Here is an 18,365-nt window from a genome sequence, read left to right as displayed (position 1 = left end):
ACGCTGTACTTGTTACTAAAAACGCTAGTCTGACCGGTTATGCTTCGCCCACCTCGGTATCGGGCTGTTGCTCGGGCGGCATGAATCGCTTGCGGGTCGGTCGCAGTTTCACCTTGGCACCACCATCGGTTCCGTCCGGTCCACCCGGCCGGGCCGGCTCGCTCTCGTAGCCCTGAATGAAATCGTCCAGCGATGCGTAGAAGATGAAATCCTTGTAGTCCGCTCCGATCACCCCGATCGCGATTTCCTCGATCATGCCTGCCTGCCGGCGGTCACGAGCAGTGAGGAACAGCACAAAAATGTCGGTCGCCTTCGGGCAATCGTCACCATCAAACAGACTGGCTTGCAGCGAGACGTTCAGCGTGACGCCTGCCGCGCGAGACTGGTTCTTGGGTGGAATCTTGCGGGGTTCGGACATTGAGGCGAACCCGAGGATGATAGCCGTCTCCGGTCCGGGGAAGCGGGCAAAAGGCTGGAACACCTTCAGGTCTGTGCCCCACATGACTCCATCAGGAAGCAGGTGTCCGCCGTGCTGCTGGACCACCTCCTCATAGCGCTCTTCCTGAAGGCGAAAGCGGATTTGCCCCTCAGCTTCACGACGCCGTTTCGCGTTCATCGGCAAAGCTGCGCCTGCCCTGGACGCTTCCAGTGCGGCAGCGCGAAGCTGATCTTCAAGATCGAGCAGCAGTTCCTTTTTCAGGGCTGCAAGGATGGCCTTCCGGATGTCGATCAATCTGACGTTCCTCATCGCTATGCGGGAAACAATACCGATAAATTCGCGTTATGCAATGAGGGTGGCGAAAAACATCGCGCCCGTGAGGAGTATTGGTCATGGCCAAGAACGAACACACCAGCGCCAAGGCGGGCAAAGCCGCATCGAACGTCCTGCGCGATGGTCGCACGGGCAAGGATTCAAAAACGGCCGCGGGGTCGGCGTTGTCCCAGCGCCCGGACAAGAAGAAAAAGTGACGGATGGGGGCCGGTTGGTAATCGGTCCCCATGTCATGGGATCGAAAGCGGCCGTCAGCGCGATCGTCGCGGCCGAACTCCCGGCACAGGTTGCTAATCGGGAAAGCCGTCAGGATTGCGGCGAGGTCGCGATGCTGGACAGGTCCGTGGTGGCGTCGAGCGGCACCCCGGCTTCCTTTCGCTCGGAGTATCGATCGACCAGTTGCGAGGTATGCGGGCGCAACAGGACGGTGAAGCGCACCAGTTCCTCCATCACGTCCACGATCCGATCGTAATAGCTCGACGGCTTCATGCGGCCGGCGTCGTCAAATTCCTCAAACGCCTTGGCTACCGATGACTGATTGGGGATCGTCACCATCCGCATCCAGCGCCCCAGCACGCGCAGCGCGTTGACGCTGTTGAATGACTGCGATCCGGCCGACACCTGCATGACCGCGAGCGTACGGCCCTGCGTTGGACGCATCCCGCCCATCGAGAGCGGCAGGTGATCGACTTGCAGCTTCATGATGCCGGTAATCTGGCCATGACGTTCGGGGCTGCACCACACTTGCCCCTCTGACCACATCGACAGCTCGCGCAGTTCGTGGACGGCCGGATGATCGTCACCGGCGTGCTGGTCGGGCAGCGGCAGGGTGGACGGATCAAAGATGCGGGTTTCGCATCCGAAGAACCGGAGCAGGCGCGCCGCTTCCTCGACACACAGGCGTGAGTAGGATCGCTCGCGCAGCGATCCGTAGAGTAGAAGGATACGCGGCGCATGATCGAGCGGGCCAAGCCCCAAGGCTGGCCGCTGAATCGCATAAGCGGGATTGAGCGCTGGCAGTGTATCGGGATCAGCAACGGTGCGGAGCGGCATCAGATGGCTTTCGCAAGATAGGGGGCCGAGGCGGGGCACAGCGACGTAAACTCGCGTGAGGCGGCTACAGCCAGGGGCGCGGCGTCGCGATCGGCGTCGATATAGCCGAGCGCCCGAAAGAACGGTGCGGCCGTCGTCGTCAGCAGATGAGGGCGGCGGACACCGAGATCGTGGGCCTGTTGTTCGAGAGTGGCGACCAGCGCTCGCCCCAGGCCATGCCCCCGGTGATCGCCCAGGATGACGATCGAGCGAAGCAGGCGATCGGTCCCCTGCCCCTCAAGGCCACCGTAACCGACGAGGCTATCGGCATCGAACCGAAAGAACATACGATCCGGCTCAGCGAGATCGGAGTTGGGCAGATCAGCGGTATTTAGAAACTGCGCCAACCCGGCCAGCTCGCTAGATTCCAGTGGCGTGATGGTCAGTTTCGTCACGCGATGCTGATCCTGATCGCGAGGGCCGCGAGCGTGATGAGCAGTACCGGCACGGTTAGCGTCACCCCGACGCGGAAATAATAGCCCCATCCAATCCGCACGCCCTTCTGTCCCAGGACGTGCAGCCACAGCAGCGTGGCGAGTGAGCCGATCGGCGTCAGCTTGGGGCCGAGGTCGCAACCGATCACGTTGGCGTAGATCATCGCTTCTTTGACCGCCCCTGTCGCGTGCGCGGCGTCGATCGACAGCGCGCCCACCAGCACGGTCGGCATGTTGTTCATTACCGACGACAGGACGGCCGCGATCACACCGGTTCCCAGCGCCGCGCCCCACACCCCGCCTTGTGCGGTGCGGTCGAGCAGCGCCGCCAGATGATCGGTCAGGCCGGCGTTCCGCAGGCCATAAACGACCAGGTACATGCCGAGCGAGAATATGACGACCTGCCACGGCGCGCCGCGCAGCACTTTGCCGGTCTGGATGACATGGCCTCGCCCCGCGATCACCAGCAGCAGGATCGCGCCGGCAGCGGCGACGGCGCTGACCGGCACACCCAGCGGTTCAAGCAGGAAGAAGCCGGCGAGCAGCAGGGCAAGGACGATCCATCCGGCGCGGAAGGTCGCGGCGTCACGGATTGCAGCACCGGGCGCGCGCAGCGCGGTCACATCGTAATCTCGCGGTATATCACGTCGGAAGAAGATCAGGAGCGCGCCCAGCGTGGCGGCGATCGACACCAGATCGACCGGCACCATCACGGCCGCATAGTCGCCGAACCCGATCCGGAAGAAGTCGGCCGACACGATGTTGACGAGGTTCGACACGACCAGCGGCAGGCTGGCGGTGTCGGCGATGAACCCCGCCGCCATGACGAACGCCAGCGTCGCCTTGTCCTTGAACCCCAGCGCCCGTAGCATGGCGATGACGATCGGCGTCAGGATCAGCGCCGCACCATCATTGGCGAATAGCGCGGACACTGCCGCGCCGAGCAGCACGATAAGGACGAACAGCCGGCGACCATGCCCCCCGCCCCAGCGCGCGACGTGCAGCGCTGCCCATTCGAAGAACCCGGCTTCATCCAGCAGCAGGCTGATGACGATGATCGCAACGAACGCGGCCGTCGCGTTCCAGACGATGCCCCATACCACCGGCACGTCGGAGAGGGTGACGACGCCCGCGAGCAGCGCCACGACGGCCCCGCCCATCGCGCTCCACCCGATGCCGAGGCCTTTGGGTTGCCAGATGACGAGCGCGATCGTCGCGACGAAGATCAGGACGGCAAGAAGCATCAGGCGACGCGCTGGCCCGAAGCATCAACCACCTGTTCGCGGTCTTCCTTGGCAAACGCGGCAAGCTGGCCGCTCGGCAGTAGATCGAGAACGGCTTCCGAAGGTCGGCACAGCTTCACGCCGAGCGGCGAGACGACCAGCGGTCGGTTGATGAGGATGGGATGCGCCATCATCGCACTTATCAGCGCTTCGTCGGACAGCGACGTGTCGCCCAGGCCCAGCTCCGCATAGGGCGTCCCCTTCTCGCGCAGCAGCTCGCGGGGCGTCATGCCGGCGCGGTCGATCAGCTCGACCAGCAGTGCGCGTGAGGGCGGCGTTTTCAGATACTCGACCACATGCGGTTCGATGCCGGCATTGCGGATCATGGCGAGGGTGTTGCGCGACGTGCCGCACGCGGGGTTGTGATAGATGACGATATCGACGGCCGAGCCATTCGGTTTCATGGGCGTCCTTTCAGCAGCAGGGAGCGAGTTCGGCGACGAGCGGCGCGCACAGCTCCGCATTGCCGGCGCAGCAATCCTTAACGAGGAACAGCGTCAGCGCGCGCAGGCCGTCCAGATCGGCGCGATAGATGATCGATCGGCTGTGGCGCTCGGATTGGACCAGCCCCGCGCGGGCGAGAATGCCGAGATGCGCCGACATGGTGTTTTGCGGCACATCGAGCTGGCGGGCGATATCACCCGCAGCCATGCCGTCCGGCTCCTGCCGCACCAACAAGCGGAACACATCGAGGCGTGTTCCTTGTGCGAGCGCACCCAAAGCGGCGATAGCCGAATCGTTTTCCATATATCCAGCATAACAGATATGTTTCAGTTGACTACTCTGTCGGACGGCCTGTGCCTGCCAAAAGGTGGCGACCTGTCCCCTACCCTAGCCAGTCACCACTATAGCGGTTGTGCGATCCTGCCATTCTGCATAATATCAATAAAGCATTATTGAAGGTGTGCACACTTGCATATTATCACGCTTGCAGCGCAAAAGGGTGGCGTTGGAAAAACGACGCTAGCGGTAAATCTGGCGGTTGCCGCTGAAGCAACCGGCATCAAGACGGCTCTCTTCGACCTTGACCCGCAGGAGAGCGCAACTGCTTGGAGTGAGCGACGGACGGCTGAGCTGCCCCACGTTGAACCGATCAGTGCAAGGCGCCTCGACCAAGCGATTGATGCGGCTGAGGCCAACGGCTTCGCGCTTACGATTATCGACACACCGCCAGCCGCGGGTGCGGAGGCCGCTGCAGCGGCGCAGCGTGCTGATCTGGTAATTATCCCCTGTCGTCCATCGTTGATCGATCTTGATGCGATCAAACGCACAGCGCAGCTTATCACAAGTACCGGGCGAACGGGCATAGTGGTGCTCAATGCCGCTCCCCCGACCGCAACCACATTGCTGGACGATGCCAGAACGCTTGCTGAGGCGACCGGCTTGCGGGTGGCCCGTGCCGTATTGCGTGAGCGGAGCGCCTACCGAGCAGCATGGCCTTACGGCTTGGGTGTCATCGAGCATGAGCCGAAGGGCAAAGCAGCTTTAGAAATTGCAGCCTTGCAGAAACACATATTTGATGATGTGATGAATTGCACACCTGCAAATGTGAAGGCTTGATTATGGCGAAGCGGACTTCTTTGTTGGGGCCGGCGGTAGCGTCCCCCTCCCCTCGCGAACCCGAGCCGGATCATCAGCCGGCTCCGTCGAGTGCTGCACGGTCGAGTGGCAAGCGGCCAGGTAAGTATCACCTTGGGGCATATTTCGATCCGGCCGATCCTACGGCGGAGGCGTTTCGCGTTTTGGCAGCGCGAACCCGGCGAAGTCACCAAGACCTCCTTGCCGAGGCAATCAGCGAGCTGGTGGCAAAGTATGATGCCGATAAGCAATTTGGCCGTATGTGATAATGTGCACATCTGCAAATATGCAGGATGCCAGGATTGAAGAGGCATGACCAAGCGTCAGAATCCTAACCCCGAATTTGATCTGTTCATCCCGTTGATGGGCGACCTCCCGCTGAAAGATCAGCGGGAGACAATGGAGCGGCCGTTCTTCTCGCTCCAGAAGCGCAAGCGGGTGAAGCCGATCGAATATAGCAGCCCGGACGGTGAAACGTGGGTGAAGATCGAGGCGATTCCTGCCTACGGAATGGCGACGATCTGGGACGCCGATATCCTGATATGGGCGGCGTCCACGCTCAACCGGATGCGGGAACAGGGGGTCAACGACCTTCCCCGAACGCTCAAAACAACGTCCTATGACCTGTTGCGAGCTATCAAGCGCGACACTAGCGGCCGAGCCTATCAGGAGTTGCAGGCTGCGCTCCAGCGGCTTCAGACGACTTCCATATCGACCTCGATCCGCGCTCCCAAGCGGCGCACGAAGGCTGGTTTCAACTGGCTCGACAAATGGACGCTGGAGGTAGACCCCGAGACAGACCAGCCCCGGGGCATGACCATCACTCTGTCCGATTGGGTCTATGAGGGCATCATGGGGGAGCGGTCGCTGCTCACCATGCACCAGGATTATTTCCTGCTCACCGGCGGACTGGAACGTGCCCTGTACCGGATTGCGCGCAAACACGCCGGCAACCAGAAGGGCGGGTGGACGTGCCGAGTGGAGGTGCTGCGCGACAAGACGGGCAGCGACAGCAAGCCCAAGGAGTTCAACCGAATGCTCCGCAAGGTGGTGGAGGCCGATCAGCTCCCCGACTATGCGATGGAGCTGACGACGACGGCAGACGGTAGCCCTGCTGTGCTGTTCCGTCTCAGGGGGGAAGCAGAAGCGTTGGCGCTGACCGCAAAGTTGGAGGCTGAACAGGAACGCCGGCATCGCTTCGACGCCGATCGTCGCCGCGCAACCGAGGTGGACGACCTCATGGATAGGCTCGCCGGCGGACGCTGACTATCGTGGTTTCACACACCGTCTTGCGCGGGGCACGATGCGAACCGTCTCGAAGGGGAACGGTGGGAGTGCAGAACCGATAGTAATCGCGGTGCCAGTAGCCAATTGATTATCGTGGGATCACACACCCAAGCGTCGTGGGATCACACACCATGCTATCGTGGGATCACACACCGAATCACGTGGGATCACACACTGGGCCTATCTGGAAAGCCGCAGAAGTCCTCACTTTTTTAGCTCATTTTTGAGCCTTAACCTTCTTAACGATTCCTATTTAACAGAATCATTTAACCACGACGGACAGCTGAGCCGGGAGACGAAGGGCATGCGGAATTGGCCTACAGGCCAATACGCCTTCGTTACGTGCCGGCTATCGCCGTCACAGAAGCGGCCTAACGGCCGCAGGCTTTCCGAGAAAAGCCAAGCCGATCCGGCGGTGTGTGACTATCAGCGCGGTGCAAGTTGAGGGGCAGAAAGGGCGCTATCCCGATGCCTATCGTCCGGTTTTCCGGTGTGTGGGATCAGGCCGGATCATAGAGCCCGGCGAACTCCCGTTCCGCATAGTAGCGGATTTTCCCGACGACGAGCGGGTGCTGCCCCTGCCGCATCAGCAGGAGATCCTCCACGTTCATCCGCATGATTTCGTCCGGCGTTGCGAGCCTACGTGCCGCTACATGCCCGCTGGAGCTTTGCGAGTGGTGGCCGTCGCTGAAGATGCTCGCCGGGCCAGACGTGCCGAACGTCTCATATTCGATGGTGGTGTCGCCGATCGTGCGTGACAGCATGTCGGCGGTGGCAAGGTCGTTGACCCCGAAGGTCTGGATCACGCCGGCGTTCGACATGAACGTGCCTGCACGCTCGCCATAGGTCGCCTTGAGCTGATGCATGTCCTGAAGGATCGGCCAAAGCTGCATCCCGTAGCCCGCCATCAGCCCCATCGCGCGTTCCACCGGATCAAGGCGACCGAGCGCAGCGAACTCATCGAGGAAGAACAGGACCGGGCGTTCCGGCCGGGCGGGGGAGCGCGCCATGTCGGTAACGGCCTGGCTCACCAGCAGCCGTAACCAGCGGGCATAAGTATCGAGCCGGTCCGGCGGCAGACATAGGAACACTGTGCCCGGTCGTTCCTTCAGGTCCGCAAACCGGAAGTCGGACGCGGACGTGCTGTCCACGATGCGCGGGCTGTCGAGGAAGTGGGTGTGGCGCTGGGCGGACGACAACACGCCTGCGGCTTCGCGATCAGACTTGCCCAGCTGGCGGTTGGCGGCGCGCGCGATCAGGCCGTGCGCGCCGGTGCTGGCCTGCATGTCGACGAGCAGCGCAGCGAAGCCGACAGGATCGCGGGTGAGCTTGTCGCGCACCGTCGCCAGCGTGGCGAGGGCAGGGGGCTCGTGTATGACGGTGTGCAGGATGATGCCGGCGATCAGCGCCTTGGCTTCCTCGTTCCAGTGCGCCTCGCCACCTTGCCCCGGCGCGTCGTGAACAAGCGCGTCGGCGATCGTCTGTGCGTCTTCCGCGAGGTCCGGGCTGGCGGCGTCGAGCCACGCCAGGGGGTTGTAGCGGGCCGCTGGACGTCCGGAGACGCCGAACGGGTCCAAACACCACACATCGCCCTTCCTGGCCCGCGTGCGGGCCGTGACACGAGCATTCTCGCCCTTGGGGTCGATGCAGATCACCGAACGGTCGAGCAGCAGAAGGTTGGGGATGATCGTGCCGACGCCCTTGCCCGAGCGGGTGGGCGCCATCGTCAGCAGATGCGCCGGGCCGTCATAGCGCAGCAATTTGTTGTTCCGGCCCGATCGGCCGACGACTAGATCGCCCGAGCTTTCCAGCTTCTCCAGATCCTTGCGATTACCGAAGCGGGCCGAGCCCAGCAAGTTGCTGTTCCGACCACCGCCGCGGCGGTTGAACTTCCAGATCGCAAACAGGACCAGGCCAGTCAGCAGGAACGGCACGTCGGTCGCAATTTCGCCGACGCCGAAGATTCCCTTCAGCCAGCTATTGCTCGCCATCAGCACGACAAAGCCGATCAGCAGCGCCCATACCGGTCCGATCCGGGCAGGCATTAGCAGCTCGTGCCGGCCGGCGTGATCGCCAGCGCCGGATCGGCGTCGGGATGGCCGAGCAGCCTTAGAAGGATTTGCGTGGCAAGGGGAGGGGGCACCCGTTCGTCGCGCAGCATATCGAACAGCGAGTCATCTTCCGCGGAGAGCGCCATGCCCTCGATTGCGAGATTGGCGCGGGCGTCCTCGTCGTCCTCTCGCCACATCGCATCCTCGGCCGAGCTGCCGCGAACATAGTCGAGTGCGCGGACTTCGCTCCGCAGCGTGTCGAGGTCGATCGTCGTCATTCGCCCGTCTCCCGTTCCGCTTTTTCCGCGTCGAATGCCCGCTTGCCGCGCCGCTTCCAGAGTGTCAGCGTTTCACCGGCATCGCCTTCCCGCGTACGCCCGACCAGCTCCAGCAGTGCGCCGTAGATCGTCGCGCGATCGTCGTCGGCGAGATCAACAAGCCCAGCCTTCTGAACGAGGCCGCCCAGCTCGATGAGGTGGCGGGTGCGCTCTCGACGTTGCACGACCCAACTCCGGCTATCCGTTCGTCGCCGGGTCGCTTCCGCGCGTAGCGTCGCCGCCCGGTTCAGTCGCAACCCCCGATCCGTCGATCGCAGCAACGCCGCGACTTTTGCGCCCGCGGCTTTGAAAGAAGGCGGCACCCTTCGCCCGCCACGCCTCCTTCGCACCGGAATCCCTAGACGCAACCGCATCAAGTAAAACGCCGGCCAGCGTCTCGGCATCAAGAGCATCGGCACCGGTTGCAGTGACGAGCGCACCGAGCTGTTCGACCCGCTTCACCTTGAGCTGGCGTGCCTTGTCGCCGAGCGCCTTCAGCTCCGCGTCGTAATCCCGCACCTTCCGCATCGGTTAGCCTCCTAGCGTACGGTATCCTAGCCGATGGACCAGCAGGGGCAAGCTCAAGCAATCGCGAAACGCCATCAAGTCAGTCAGAAGGAGCAAAGCGTACGATGAGTGCGCGCTTATACGTCGTTGCCGACGTGCACTAAGAAGTGCATCATGCTGTTCGCAATGGCGATCTATCATTTCAGCGCCAAGGTGATCAGCCGTGCGAACGGCTCCAGCGCGGTCGCGTCCGCTGCGTATCGATCCGCATCTGAGCTGCACGACGAGCGGCTTGGGCGTAACCACGACTTCTCGAACAAGGCCGGCGTTATCCACTCCGAGGTGATGTTACCGCAGGGTGCGCCGGAGCGTCTGAACGATCGCACCATGCTGTGGAACGAGGTTGAGGCAGGCGAGAAGCGCAAGGACGCGCAGCTTGCCCGTGAGGTGGAGTTCTCGATTCCACGCGAGATGAACGAGAAGCAGGGTGTCGCGCTGGCGCGCGATTTCGTCGCCGAGCAGTTCGTAAAGCGCGGGATGGTCGCGGACCTCAACGTGCATTGGGACAAGGCGAAGGATGGAAGCCCGAAGCCGCACGCGCACGTCATGTTGTCGATGCGCGACGTAGGACCGGAGGGGTTCGGGCAGAAAAACCGCGACTGGAACAGCGGGGAGTTGTTGCAGGGCTGGCGGGAGGCATGGGCCGCCCATGTCAACGAGCGCATGGCCGAGCTGGGGCTTGAGGGTCGGATCGATCATCGCAGCCATGCCGACCGGGGCATCGAGCTGGAGCCCCAGCACAAGATCGGCCCGGCGGGAATGCGCCGGCTGGAGCGCGGTGAGGATGCCGAGCGTGCTGACGACCACCGGCGGATCGCGCGCGAGAACGGTGAGAAAATAGCGGCCGATCCGCGCATCGCGCTGGACGGCATCACCCGGCAGCAATCCACCTTCACCACCCGCGATCTGGCGATGTTCGCGTTCCGCCATTCGGACGGCAAGGAGCAGTTCGACAAGGTGATGGCCGCGGTGCGCGGCAGCCCCGAGCTGGTGGCGCTGGGCAACGACGGGCGGGACCAGGAACGGTTCACCTCCCGCGATATGATCGCGACCGAAGCGCGGCTGGAGAAGGCCGGCGACGAGCTTGCGCGCCGCGGCGATCATGGCGTGTCCGACCGGCAGCGGGGCGGCGCACTGGAGGCGGCCGAGGGGCGGGGGCTTGTCCTGTCCAGCGAGCAGCGCGACGCCTTCGACCATATCACCGGGCGCGACGGGATGGCGTCGGTCGTCGGCTATGCCGGCACCGGCAAGTCGGCGATGCTGGGCGTCGCGCGCGAGGCGTGGGAGCGCGAGGGCTACCAGGTGCGCGGGGCGGCGCTGTCCGGGATCGCGGCCGAGAATTTGGAGGGCGGGTCGGGGATCGCGTCGCGTACGATCGCCAGCCTTGAGCATGGCTGGGCGCAGGGTCGCGACCAGCTCGGACCGAAGGACGTGCTGGTGGTGGACGAAGCCGGCATGATCGGCACTCGCCAGATGGAGCGGGTGCTGTCCCATGCCCGCGACGCCGGGGCCAAGGTGGTGCTGGTGGGCGACTCCGAGCAGTTGCAGGCGATCGAGGCCGGGGCGGCGTTCCGGTCGATCGCCGAGCGGCACGGCGCGGCCGAGATCACCGAGGTCCGCCGGCAGCGCGAGGGCTGGCAGAAGGAGGCGACGCGGGCGTTGGCGACCGGCCGGACGGCCGAGGCGCTGGATGCCTATGCCGCGCACGGCATGGTCCACGCGGCCGACACGCGCGAGGCGGCGCGAGAAAGCCTCGTGGACGGGTGGGATCGTCAGCGCCGGGCCGATCCCGATCAGTCGCGCATCATCCTTACCCACACCAACGCCGAGGTCCGCGAGCTGAACGGAGAAGCGCGCGACCGGCTGCGCGCGAATGGCGAACTGGGCGAGGACGTGGCGTTCGCGGCCGACCGGGGTGCCCGCGACTTCGCGACGGGCGACCGGCTGATGTTCCTGCGCAACGAGCGGTCGCTGGGGGTGAAGAACGGGACGCTGGGGACGATCGAGCGCGTCAGCCCCGAAGGCATGACGGTTCGACTCGACGGCGGGCGCGAGGTGACGTTCGCGGCGAAGGACTATGCCGCGGTCGATCACGGGTATGCGGCCACCTTCCACAAGTCGCAGGGCGTGACGGTCGATCGCGCCCATGTCCTCGCCACCCCCGGCATGGACCGGCACAGCGGCTATGTCGGGCTGTCGCGGCACCGCGAGGGCGTGCAGCTCCATTATGGCCGCGACGACTTCGCCGATCAGGGCAAGCTCGCGCGCGTGCTGTCGCGCGACCGCGGCAAGGACATGGCCGGCGACTATGCGCCCGATCGCAGCGACCAGGATCATGCCCGCGCCTTCGCCGATCGGCGCGAGATCCGGTTCCCGGAACTCGCGCGCCAGGTGGTCGAGAAGGTGCGAGACAAGGCGCGCGGCATGTTTGCCGGGTTCAGGCCGAAGCCCGTGGTCGAGAAGACGCCGGTGGCCGAGCGCGGCGAGGCGGCGATCGGCGCCGACCGCCCCGACCAAGCCAAGGCGATCCGCGACTATGCCCGCGTCTCGGCCGACGTGCGGCGGATGAAGGCACAGGGCTTGCCGGTGCTGCCGCATCAGGAGACGGCGGCACGGCACGCGATCGAGGCGCTGGACGCGACCCGGTCCGATGCCGCGCGCGACCTCGCATCCGCGATGCAACGCGATCCGAAGCTGATCGACCAAGCGGCGAGCGGCGACACGAGCGGCGCGGCACGCGCGATGGCGGAGGAGCAGCGGGTGCGGCTCGATCCGGACGCGCGTGCCGATCGGTTCGTGACGGGCTGGCAGGCGATGCAGCGCCTGCGCGCGGGGCTGGAGCGCGCGGGCGATACCGCCGGCGCCGAGAAGATGCGCGGGCGCATGGCGCAGGCCGCGGGCGGGCTCGCGCGCGATCCGCAGCTCGAATCCGCGCTGCGTCGTCGCGCGCCCGAGCTGGAGCTGAAGCTGGAGAAGGACCGGGCGATCGGCGACGCGCTGGCGCGGTCGATCGGGCCGGGGCGCGAACGGGACAGGGGATTGAGCCGCTAGCCGTTCGTGCTTTCGGTGACCGACAGGAGGCGGGATGGACGAAGGCGAGGACGAACGGGATGCGGCGGTCGAGGCGTTCGAGGGCGTGCGCGGCGAGCTGGCGCTGTTGCGGCGCGCGATCGAGGGGATTGCCGCCCGCGACGATCGGCCCGAGCCGCCCGACTATTCCGAGACGCTGGCGCAGATCACCAAGCTGGCGACCGGCACCTACCAGCGCGCCGAAATCCTGCGGAAGGCGGGCGAGGAGGAAGCGGTCGCGCGCCAGGTCGCTGCCCGGATCAGCGGCGCGGTCGCCGAGGACCGGCAGGCGGTGAAGACCGCGGCCGGCGAACTGCGCGACGCGACCCGCACCTTGCAGGGCGTCACCGCGTCGGCGCGGCGTGCCGAGGATCAGAAGCGGTGGGTGATGCTGGCGGCGATCGGCGGGATCGTCGTCGGCATGGTCCTGTGGGCCGTGTTCGCCGGCATCGTTGCGCGTGCCGTACCGGCGAGCTGGCAATGGCCGGAGAAGATGGCGGCGCGCACGCTCGCCATGCCGATGTGGGAGGGCGGGCAGCGCATGATGCGGACCAGCGCGCCCGAGGCGTTTGCCAACATCGCGGCGGGCGACCGGATCGTCACGGCCAATCGTGAGGCGCTGGAGGCGTGCCGGAAGCGGGCGAATCGAGCGCGTGAGGCGGTGCGATGCACCATCACGGTGGAGGCGGGAGAGAGGGCGAAGCGATAAGGGCTTGCCCTCTCTCTACCCCTTCCTCAGCAATCGGGCAGATCGTCGAGGTTGTTCTTGGTCGAGCCATCGCGACGGGTGCGGAGATACTTGCCCGTCGTGCCGTTCACGACCGTGATCGGCGTCTCCTGACCATCGGTCCACGAGACATAATACTGGTGGTCGCCGTTCTCGATATCACGGATCGCATCTGCCTTGAGGCGCGGCGACCAGCCCTGCCCGGCATTGCAAAGCTTGGTGATATCACCGTCCTTGTCCTTGCCGGACTTGTTTACATAGCGCTTCGCCATGATCGTCTTGTCCTTTCGTTAGATGTGATGGGCCGTGCCCGTAGGCACGGCCCGCTAGGTCAGCCCCGCGGCGGGAACGGGTCTCCGCCGTAGCTGTCACGATCCCTGATCTGGCCATTGCGGCCGTGGATCAGGAGTTCGCTGTGCTGGTTCTGGGCGATGCCACGCGCTGCATCGATCGCGTCGCGCTGGGTGCCGTGGATCGATGTCGCGCGGCTGTTTCCAGCCCCACGAACAGCCCAACCATCGGCGTGCGGGACGACATGCTGGTTCTTTCCGGACATAATTCATACCTCCTTTCTCGCGTCTGGTGGGTAAGACGGCTTGCGACCCCGCTCCCGATGGTCTTCATTGACTATCAATGGGGGTAGGCTGGAACGGCAGGTGCTCTCGGACATGCCGACAAAACTTTTTGCAGCATGTCCGAACGGTTCGAGAATCTAGCCTACTCCGCCAGGAAGCCGGCGGAGTTAAGTGAGCGGATCGACACTTGATCTTGTGGAAGCGCGGCAGGCGATCGAGCGCCTGACTTCGGCTGACCTCCTCAGATTGAGGAAGGCAGGGCGTCAGTATGCGTTTGCCGCGGGATGCGAGGCGGACGATCTGCTCAACGAAGCGGTGTGTCAGACGATCGAGGGTGTGCGGAACTGCCCCCGTGAAATGGCGATGGTGCCGTTCCTGATCGGCGTCATGCGTAGCCGTGCCTCTGGCAGACAGCAGAAGGTGGAGCCGGAGCTGGTATCGGCAGATGCGACGGATGCCGAAGGGCGGGTGTTGCATGAGCCGGTGGAAACGAAACCGAATGTCGAGGAACTGGCGCTTACACGTGAGGATGCGTCCGCTCGGCGAAATGCGCTGGAAGCTTTGTTTGCCGATGACGAGGAAGCGACCCTGTTCCTGTGGGCGTATCTGGATGACCTGTCGAAGGAGGAGATCATGGCGATGATCGGCGTCGATTTGACGGCATATGCCACGATCCGACGCCGTGTCCGCCGCAGGATCGGTGCTGCATACCCCAACGGGTGGACATCGTGAGCGGTTCTGATCGTCCTGTCCCTCCGCTCCATCGACTGGCGGATGAATTGGTCGCTGACATCATGAGCATGTCGGATGCCGAGGTTTTGGCGGAAGTCGAGGCGGAGGGATTGAACGCCGAAGATGAGGCCTCCCGTGTGCGCGCGCTGATTTCCGCCGCGACCGGTCAGGCAGCGAAGGGGCGGCTCAAGGCCGCACGAGCCGCGATTGATCTTGCCGCGGGATCGACATGGGGACAGGTCCACCAGCTTCCCCTTAGGGATCGGGCGGCTGTCCTGGCCCGGTTTGCCAATGATGATGCCAAGCTGAAGAGTCGCCTGACGATGGCCGCCCGGAATGGGGAAGGTATCACCGAGAACGAAATGGATGACATTCTGGCGAACCTGCGGGAACTCGGTGCCATAGATGAAGACGGTAATCCGATTTGAGGGGGCTGAGCCAGCCCGAAAGGCTCTTGCAGTCCTTCGGCGTTACCAGCCCGGACGATATCGATATCGAGGCGATCGCCTGGGAAATGGGCGTCAAGGTGCGCGATGGTGCCTTGGAAAGCTGCGAAGCCAGGATCATCGGCTTCCATGATCGGGCGATCATCACCGTCAGAGGTGATGGTGATCCTCGCCGGCGACGTTTCTCGATCGCGCACGAGCTGGGCCATTGGCAGCATCACCGGGGCAAGTCGTCAATCTGTCGTGCAAGCGAGATCGGTAGTTTCGGTCAGGGCGGTGCTGGCATTGAGCGGCAGGCTGATAACTACGCCGCGGACCTTCTCATGCCGGCCTATCTGTTCCGGCCCCTTGCCGCCGGACACCGGCGTCCCTCATTTGAGACCATTGACGCACTCGCGGGCGCATTTGCTACAAGTCGATTGGCGACCGCGCTCCGATTTATCGACCTCAGCCCGTGGCCCTGTCTAATTGTATGTCATGGTCCGGGTGGACGGCGCTGGTTTCGGCGGAACGCCGGCATCCCCGATCATTGGTTTCCGCGCGACGAGCTGGACCCGGAGTCGGCTGCGATGGACGTATTATACGGAAAGACTGATCGGGCACGACCAACGATCATTGGGGCAGACGCTTGGTTCGATCGCTGGAACGCGGATCGGTTCGAGCTGACAGAGGAGTGCGTCAAAGGCTTTGGAAGCGATGTACTGGCGCTGCTGACGCTGAAAGATCAGGCGATGCTTGAGTAGGTCCCAAGCTTGGGCGGCTGATGCCGTTACACTTGTGCCGTGTCAGAACCGTTCGGTTCTGGCACTGAACTTTCGTTCGCTGATGACGTGCGTGGATCCTAAGCCGTCATCCGGTGCATGGTGTCCACCACCCGTTGGTAGTTGAGCGGCTTCGGCAGAAACACGGCATCGTCCGGCATTTCGTCACGTCGGGGTGCCACGCCGGCAGTCGTCAGGATGATGCTGATCGGCGGCCAGCGTCGGCGCACTGCCGCTGCCAGGCGAAGTCCGTTCATCGTTCCCGGCATGTCGATGTCGGCGAGGACCAGCCGAACGTCCGTGCGACGTTCCAGCAACGCAATGGCATGATCGGCGTCCTGGGCTTCCAGCACCTCAAAACCGGCCCGCTCGGCCATGTCGATCATGTCCATGCGCTGCAACGGCTCATCCTCTACGACGAGCACGATGGCGATGCTTCCTCGCTCCCGCGCCATTTCACTACTCACGCCTGCCGTACCTCTTGCAGCCGGGCGGTGAACGATGCGCTCAACCCGGCCTCCTCATATCGAACGTTCGAGCCACCCGTTCCGACCATCCCCATCCGCAAGATTCTGGAACCGAACCCTTTCCGCGTCGGACTATGCACCGGCGGTCCGCCGCTTTCCCGCCAGTCCAGCGCGACTTCACAGTCGTCAGCGTCGCCGCGCACCTCCCACGAAATGATTACGCTGCCATCGGGGTTGGAGAGTGCGCCATACTTGATGGCGTTGGTCGCCAGCTCGTGGATCAGGAGCGAGGTCGAAAGGGCGGCCCGGGCGCCCATCTCGACCATCGGTCCGGACACGGTGCAACGATCGCGTACCCCGGCGTTATCCAGCACACCCGCCAACACGTCGCTCATCGTTGCGGCCTTCCATCGGCCGGCGGTCAGGGCATCGTGAGCCGCGCCCAGCGCCTGAAGTCGTCGGGTGAACGCTTCCAGCCCCTCCGGCGAGGCGTCATCGCGCAGCGTTTGGCTGGCGACCGCCTGCACCATCGCCAGAGAGTTCTTCAGGCGGTGCGCGATCTCGCCGTTGACGATATCCTGCCGCTCCACGTCGCGGCGACGCGCCGCGGCGATCTCCAGCCGATCGGCCGCGTTGCGGAGGAACGTAATTTCGCCATGCGTCCAGAGGTGCGGCTGGTCCTTGTGAACAATGAGAACGCCCGTGGTGCGGCCGTTGTCACGGACGGGCACGTTGACCACCGCGAGAGCGTGCAGTGCTTCCCAGCGAGCGGCATGTTCGGCCAGCCGGTCATCTTCGCGCACGTCGGAAACGACGAACAGATCACCTTTGATGAGGTACTCGCGGACCCGGCCGTAATCATCGAAGCGGTGATCGCCTTCGATCGGGGGCAGGCCGTCGATCGCCCATCCGGCCGCCACCAGCACCCGCTCGCGAGTATGATCCATCTCACCGAAGGTCGCCCGCGTTGCGCCCACCGCCTCGCCGATGATGCGCGACGCCTTCGCGGTCATCTCGGCAATGCTGCCCGCGTCGCGCAGCACGTCGCCTAGCGCCAGAAGGGCATCGCGCCGGCGTTCTTCCTCGATCCGCCCCGTGACTTCGTTGAACATGACGGTGAAATCGTCGCCGCCCACTGCCTGTGCCATGCCGTCATACCAGCGGCTCAAGGCACCGACCTGTCGCGTGAAGTGGACCGGCTCGCCCGTCTCCACAACGCTCGCGAACTCCATCACCCATTCATCCTCGACAGCGGGGATCAGCTCGCGAATGGTCCTGCCCCGTGCCATGTCGGGATCGATCCCGACCAGCTTGCCCCAGGCGTCGTTGACCTCTTCGTATCGCCAGTCGGTGATGCGACCGGAGTCATCGCGCAGCGCGCGAGCGTAGATGAAGCCCTGATCCATGTTGCGGTACAGGTCGCGCCAGCGCCGCTCGGTAAGCTTGCGGGTTGCCTCCGCTGTATCTCTCGCGACCGCCGTTTCGATCAGATCGGCGGACTCACGGCGTGCTTCGAGCAAGGCCACGGTTTGGCGCGCCAGGCGTTCGAGCGATGCCACCTGATGGGGCAGCAGCCCGGAAGGCCGCGGCTGCGTGTCGATCACGCAGAGCGCGCCCACCACCCCGAAGCGGGTAGCGAGCGGCGCACCTGCGTAGAACCGGATGCCCGGCTCGCCCGTCACCAACGGATTGTTGCGGGTGCGCTCGTCCTTGGTCAGGTCTGGGATGACGATGGTGCGGGCATCGGCAACGACATGTCGGCAGACGGAGCGGTCCAAGCCCGTCTCCTGCGGATCGAACCCGACGCGAGCCTTGAACCATTGCCGATCCGTATCGAGCAGCGACACGAGGGCGGTAGGCGTTCCGCAAAGTTCGGCGGCGAGGGCTGCGATATCGTCAAAATGCTGCTCGGGATCGGTGTCGAGTATCTGGTACTGGTTAACCGCGCTCACGCCCACACTGCCTTTCTGCGCCCTGTAGGGACCGGTGTGAAGCTTTTCTGTCCGATCGGTCCGCCAAGCGCAACCGAGTGCTGATCTGACGCTTCTATCATCGCTAGCTGGAAGTATTCCGGTGTCACAACCGTCCGGTTATGACACCGGCTATCGTTCGCCGGCTGGGAAGTGACGGTAGAAGGTCGAGCGGCCGACTTGCAGCAGTTTGGCGACCTTGGCGGGGCTGTCGCCCGCCGCAAGCAGCTTGCGCGC

At 64.2% G+C, this 18,365-nt stretch carries 24 protein-coding genes; 9 read left to right on the top strand and 15 right to left on the bottom strand.

Going from position 1 to position 18,365, the window contains the following annotated elements; translation table 11 throughout:
* Positions 1–37: 37 nt before the first annotated feature.
* Positions 38–733, bottom strand: a complete 696-nt coding sequence (locus SPDO_RS16410; protein WP_143559689.1) for an RNA-binding protein — start codon at positions 731–733, stop codon at positions 38–40.
* A gap of 98 nt (positions 734–831) precedes the next feature.
* On the opposite strand from SPDO_RS16410, the gene SPDO_RS17000 reads away from it, so the two are divergent.
* The gene (locus tag SPDO_RS17000) at positions 832–969 is read left to right on the top strand and encodes a hypothetical protein (protein WP_169716278.1); all 138 of its coding nucleotides are present in this window, start codon (positions 832–834) and stop codon (positions 967–969) included.
* A gap of 109 nt (positions 970–1,078) precedes the next feature.
* On the opposite strand, the gene arsH is transcribed toward SPDO_RS17000, so the two are convergent.
* Genes arsH through SPDO_RS16385 form a run of 5 tightly spaced genes read right to left on the bottom strand, consistent with a single transcriptional unit; the run spans position 1,079 to position 4,328 of the window.
* On the bottom strand, positions 1,079–1,825 hold the full coding sequence (arsH, locus tag SPDO_RS16405) for an arsenical resistance protein ArsH (RefSeq protein ID WP_088368599.1): 747 nt from the start codon (positions 1,823–1,825) through the stop codon (positions 1,079–1,081).
* Positions 1,825–2,259, bottom strand: coding sequence for an arsenic resistance N-acetyltransferase ArsN2 (gene arsN2 / locus SPDO_RS16400; protein WP_245829591.1), 435 nt, complete (start codon positions 2,257–2,259; stop codon positions 1,825–1,827). Before arsN2 ends, arsH begins: the two co-directional genes overlap by 1 nt.
* Positions 2,256–3,542, bottom strand: a complete 1,287-nt coding sequence (locus SPDO_RS16395) for an arsenic transporter (RefSeq protein WP_088368598.1) — start codon at positions 3,540–3,542, stop codon at positions 2,256–2,258. The genes arsN2 and SPDO_RS16395 overlap by 4 nt, the downstream gene beginning before the upstream one ends.
* Positions 3,542–3,985: an arsenate reductase (glutaredoxin) gene (gene arsC, locus SPDO_RS16390; RefSeq protein ID WP_088368597.1), complete on the bottom strand. Its 444-nt coding sequence runs from the start codon at positions 3,983–3,985 to the stop codon at positions 3,542–3,544. The genes SPDO_RS16395 and arsC overlap by 1 nt, the downstream gene beginning before the upstream one ends.
* Before the next feature lie 10 nt (positions 3,986–3,995).
* Positions 3,996–4,328: an ArsR/SmtB family transcription factor gene (locus SPDO_RS16385; protein ID WP_088368596.1), complete on the bottom strand. Its 333-nt coding sequence runs from the start codon at positions 4,326–4,328 to the stop codon at positions 3,996–3,998.
* Positions 4,329–4,493: 165 nt separating this feature from the next.
* On the opposite strand from SPDO_RS16385, the gene SPDO_RS16380 reads away from it, so the two are divergent.
* The 3 genes from SPDO_RS16380 to SPDO_RS16375 are packed head-to-tail and all read left to right on the top strand — an operon-like array spanning position 4,494 to position 6,425.
* Entirely contained in the window at positions 4,494–5,141 is a 648-nt protein-coding gene (locus tag SPDO_RS16380) for a ParA family protein (protein ID WP_088368595.1), read from the top strand.
* A 2-nt stretch (positions 5,142–5,143) separates the two neighbouring features.
* Positions 5,144–5,425, top strand: a complete 282-nt coding sequence (locus SPDO_RS17395; RefSeq protein WP_425441968.1) for a ribbon-helix-helix domain-containing protein — start codon at positions 5,144–5,146, stop codon at positions 5,423–5,425.
* 46 nt (positions 5,426–5,471) lie between these two features.
* Complete coding sequence (locus SPDO_RS16375) at positions 5,472–6,425, top strand: replication initiator protein A (RefSeq protein ID WP_088368594.1); 954 nt, start codon at positions 5,472–5,474, stop codon at positions 6,423–6,425.
* A 521-nt stretch (positions 6,426–6,946) separates the two neighbouring features.
* Here the strand turns inward: SPDO_RS16375 and SPDO_RS16370 are convergent.
* The 4 genes from SPDO_RS16370 to SPDO_RS16355 are packed head-to-tail and all read right to left on the bottom strand — an operon-like array spanning position 6,947 to position 9,342.
* The gene (locus SPDO_RS16370) at positions 6,947–8,491 is read right to left on the bottom strand and encodes a type IV secretory system conjugative DNA transfer family protein (RefSeq protein ID WP_088368593.1); all 1,545 of its coding nucleotides are present in this window, start codon (positions 8,489–8,491) and stop codon (positions 6,947–6,949) included.
* Entirely contained in the window at positions 8,491–8,775 is a 285-nt protein-coding gene (locus SPDO_RS16365) for a hypothetical protein (RefSeq protein ID WP_088368592.1), read from the bottom strand. Before SPDO_RS16365 ends, SPDO_RS16370 begins: the two co-directional genes overlap by 1 nt.
* Positions 8,772–8,999, bottom strand: coding sequence for a conjugal transfer protein TraD (locus SPDO_RS16360; RefSeq protein WP_088368591.1), 228 nt, complete (start codon positions 8,997–8,999; stop codon positions 8,772–8,774). The genes SPDO_RS16365 and SPDO_RS16360 overlap by 4 nt, the downstream gene beginning before the upstream one ends.
* A 13-nt stretch (positions 9,000–9,012) precedes the next feature.
* Positions 9,013–9,342, bottom strand: a complete 330-nt coding sequence (locus SPDO_RS16355; protein ID WP_088368590.1) for a conjugal transfer protein TraD — start codon at positions 9,340–9,342, stop codon at positions 9,013–9,015.
* A gap of 165 nt (positions 9,343–9,507) precedes the next feature.
* Here SPDO_RS16355 and traA point away from each other — a divergent pair, with 165 nt between their 5' ends.
* Both traA and SPDO_RS16345 read left to right on the top strand, forming a co-directional pair.
* On the top strand, positions 9,508–12,432 hold the full coding sequence (gene traA / locus SPDO_RS16350; protein WP_088368608.1) for a Ti-type conjugative transfer relaxase TraA: 2,925 nt from the start codon (positions 9,508–9,510) through the stop codon (positions 12,430–12,432).
* Positions 12,433–12,466: 34 nt separating this feature from the next.
* On the top strand, positions 12,467–13,159 hold the full coding sequence (locus SPDO_RS16345; protein WP_088368589.1) for a DUF6118 family protein: 693 nt from the start codon (positions 12,467–12,469) through the stop codon (positions 13,157–13,159).
* A gap of 26 nt (positions 13,160–13,185) precedes the next feature.
* Here SPDO_RS16345 and SPDO_RS16340 read toward each other — a convergent pair whose 3' ends face one another.
* Entirely contained in the window at positions 13,186–13,449 is a 264-nt protein-coding gene (locus SPDO_RS16340; RefSeq protein WP_088368588.1) for a DUF3892 domain-containing protein, read from the bottom strand.
* A 59-nt stretch (positions 13,450–13,508) separates the two neighbouring features.
* Positions 13,509–13,733, bottom strand: a complete 225-nt coding sequence (locus SPDO_RS16335; RefSeq protein ID WP_088368587.1) for a DUF2188 domain-containing protein — start codon at positions 13,731–13,733, stop codon at positions 13,509–13,511.
* Between the two features lie 190 nt (positions 13,734–13,923).
* Between SPDO_RS16335 and SPDO_RS16330 the strand changes: the two genes are divergently transcribed.
* Genes SPDO_RS16330 through SPDO_RS16320 form a run of 3 tightly spaced genes read left to right on the top strand, consistent with a single transcriptional unit; the run spans position 13,924 to position 15,673 of the window.
* Entirely contained in the window at positions 13,924–14,484 is a 561-nt protein-coding gene (locus SPDO_RS16330; RefSeq protein ID WP_143559688.1) for a sigma-70 RNA polymerase sigma factor region 4 domain-containing protein, read from the top strand.
* Positions 14,472–14,912 carry a hypothetical protein gene (locus SPDO_RS16325; protein ID WP_143559687.1) on the top strand — a complete coding sequence of 147 codons (441 nt, stop codon included), beginning with the start codon at positions 14,472–14,474 and terminating at the stop codon, positions 14,910–14,912. Before SPDO_RS16330 ends, SPDO_RS16325 begins: the two co-directional genes overlap by 13 nt.
* Complete coding sequence (locus SPDO_RS16320) at positions 14,909–15,673, top strand: ImmA/IrrE family metallo-endopeptidase (protein WP_088368584.1); 765 nt, start codon at positions 14,909–14,911, stop codon at positions 15,671–15,673. Before SPDO_RS16325 ends, SPDO_RS16320 begins: the two co-directional genes overlap by 4 nt.
* Positions 15,674–15,771: 98 nt before the next feature.
* Here the strand turns inward: SPDO_RS16320 and SPDO_RS16315 are convergent, their stop codons facing one another.
* The 3 genes from SPDO_RS16315 to SPDO_RS16305 all read right to left on the bottom strand — a co-directional run bounded on the left by SPDO_RS16315 (position 15,772) and on the right by SPDO_RS16305 (position 18,356).
* Complete coding sequence (locus tag SPDO_RS16315; RefSeq protein WP_088368583.1) at positions 15,772–16,146, bottom strand: response regulator; 375 nt, start codon at positions 16,144–16,146, stop codon at positions 15,772–15,774.
* 8 nt (positions 16,147–16,154) lie between these two features.
* Entirely contained in the window at positions 16,155–18,110 is a 1,956-nt protein-coding gene (locus tag SPDO_RS16310) for a GAF domain-containing protein (RefSeq protein WP_245829590.1), read from the bottom strand.
* Between the two features lie 150 nt (positions 18,111–18,260).
* Complete coding sequence (locus SPDO_RS16305; RefSeq protein WP_245829592.1) at positions 18,261–18,356, bottom strand: helix-turn-helix domain-containing protein; 96 nt, start codon at positions 18,354–18,356, stop codon at positions 18,261–18,263.
* Positions 18,357–18,365 lie beyond the last annotated feature (9 nt).

This window comes from Sphingomonas dokdonensis, from assembly GCF_002197685.1.
In the GTDB taxonomy this organism is placed as follows: Bacteria; Pseudomonadota; Alphaproteobacteria; order Sphingomonadales; family Sphingomonadaceae; genus Sphingomonas; species Sphingomonas dokdonensis.
Note: the sequence above shows the minus strand (reverse complement) of the source record. Positions and strands in the feature narration are given on the sequence as shown.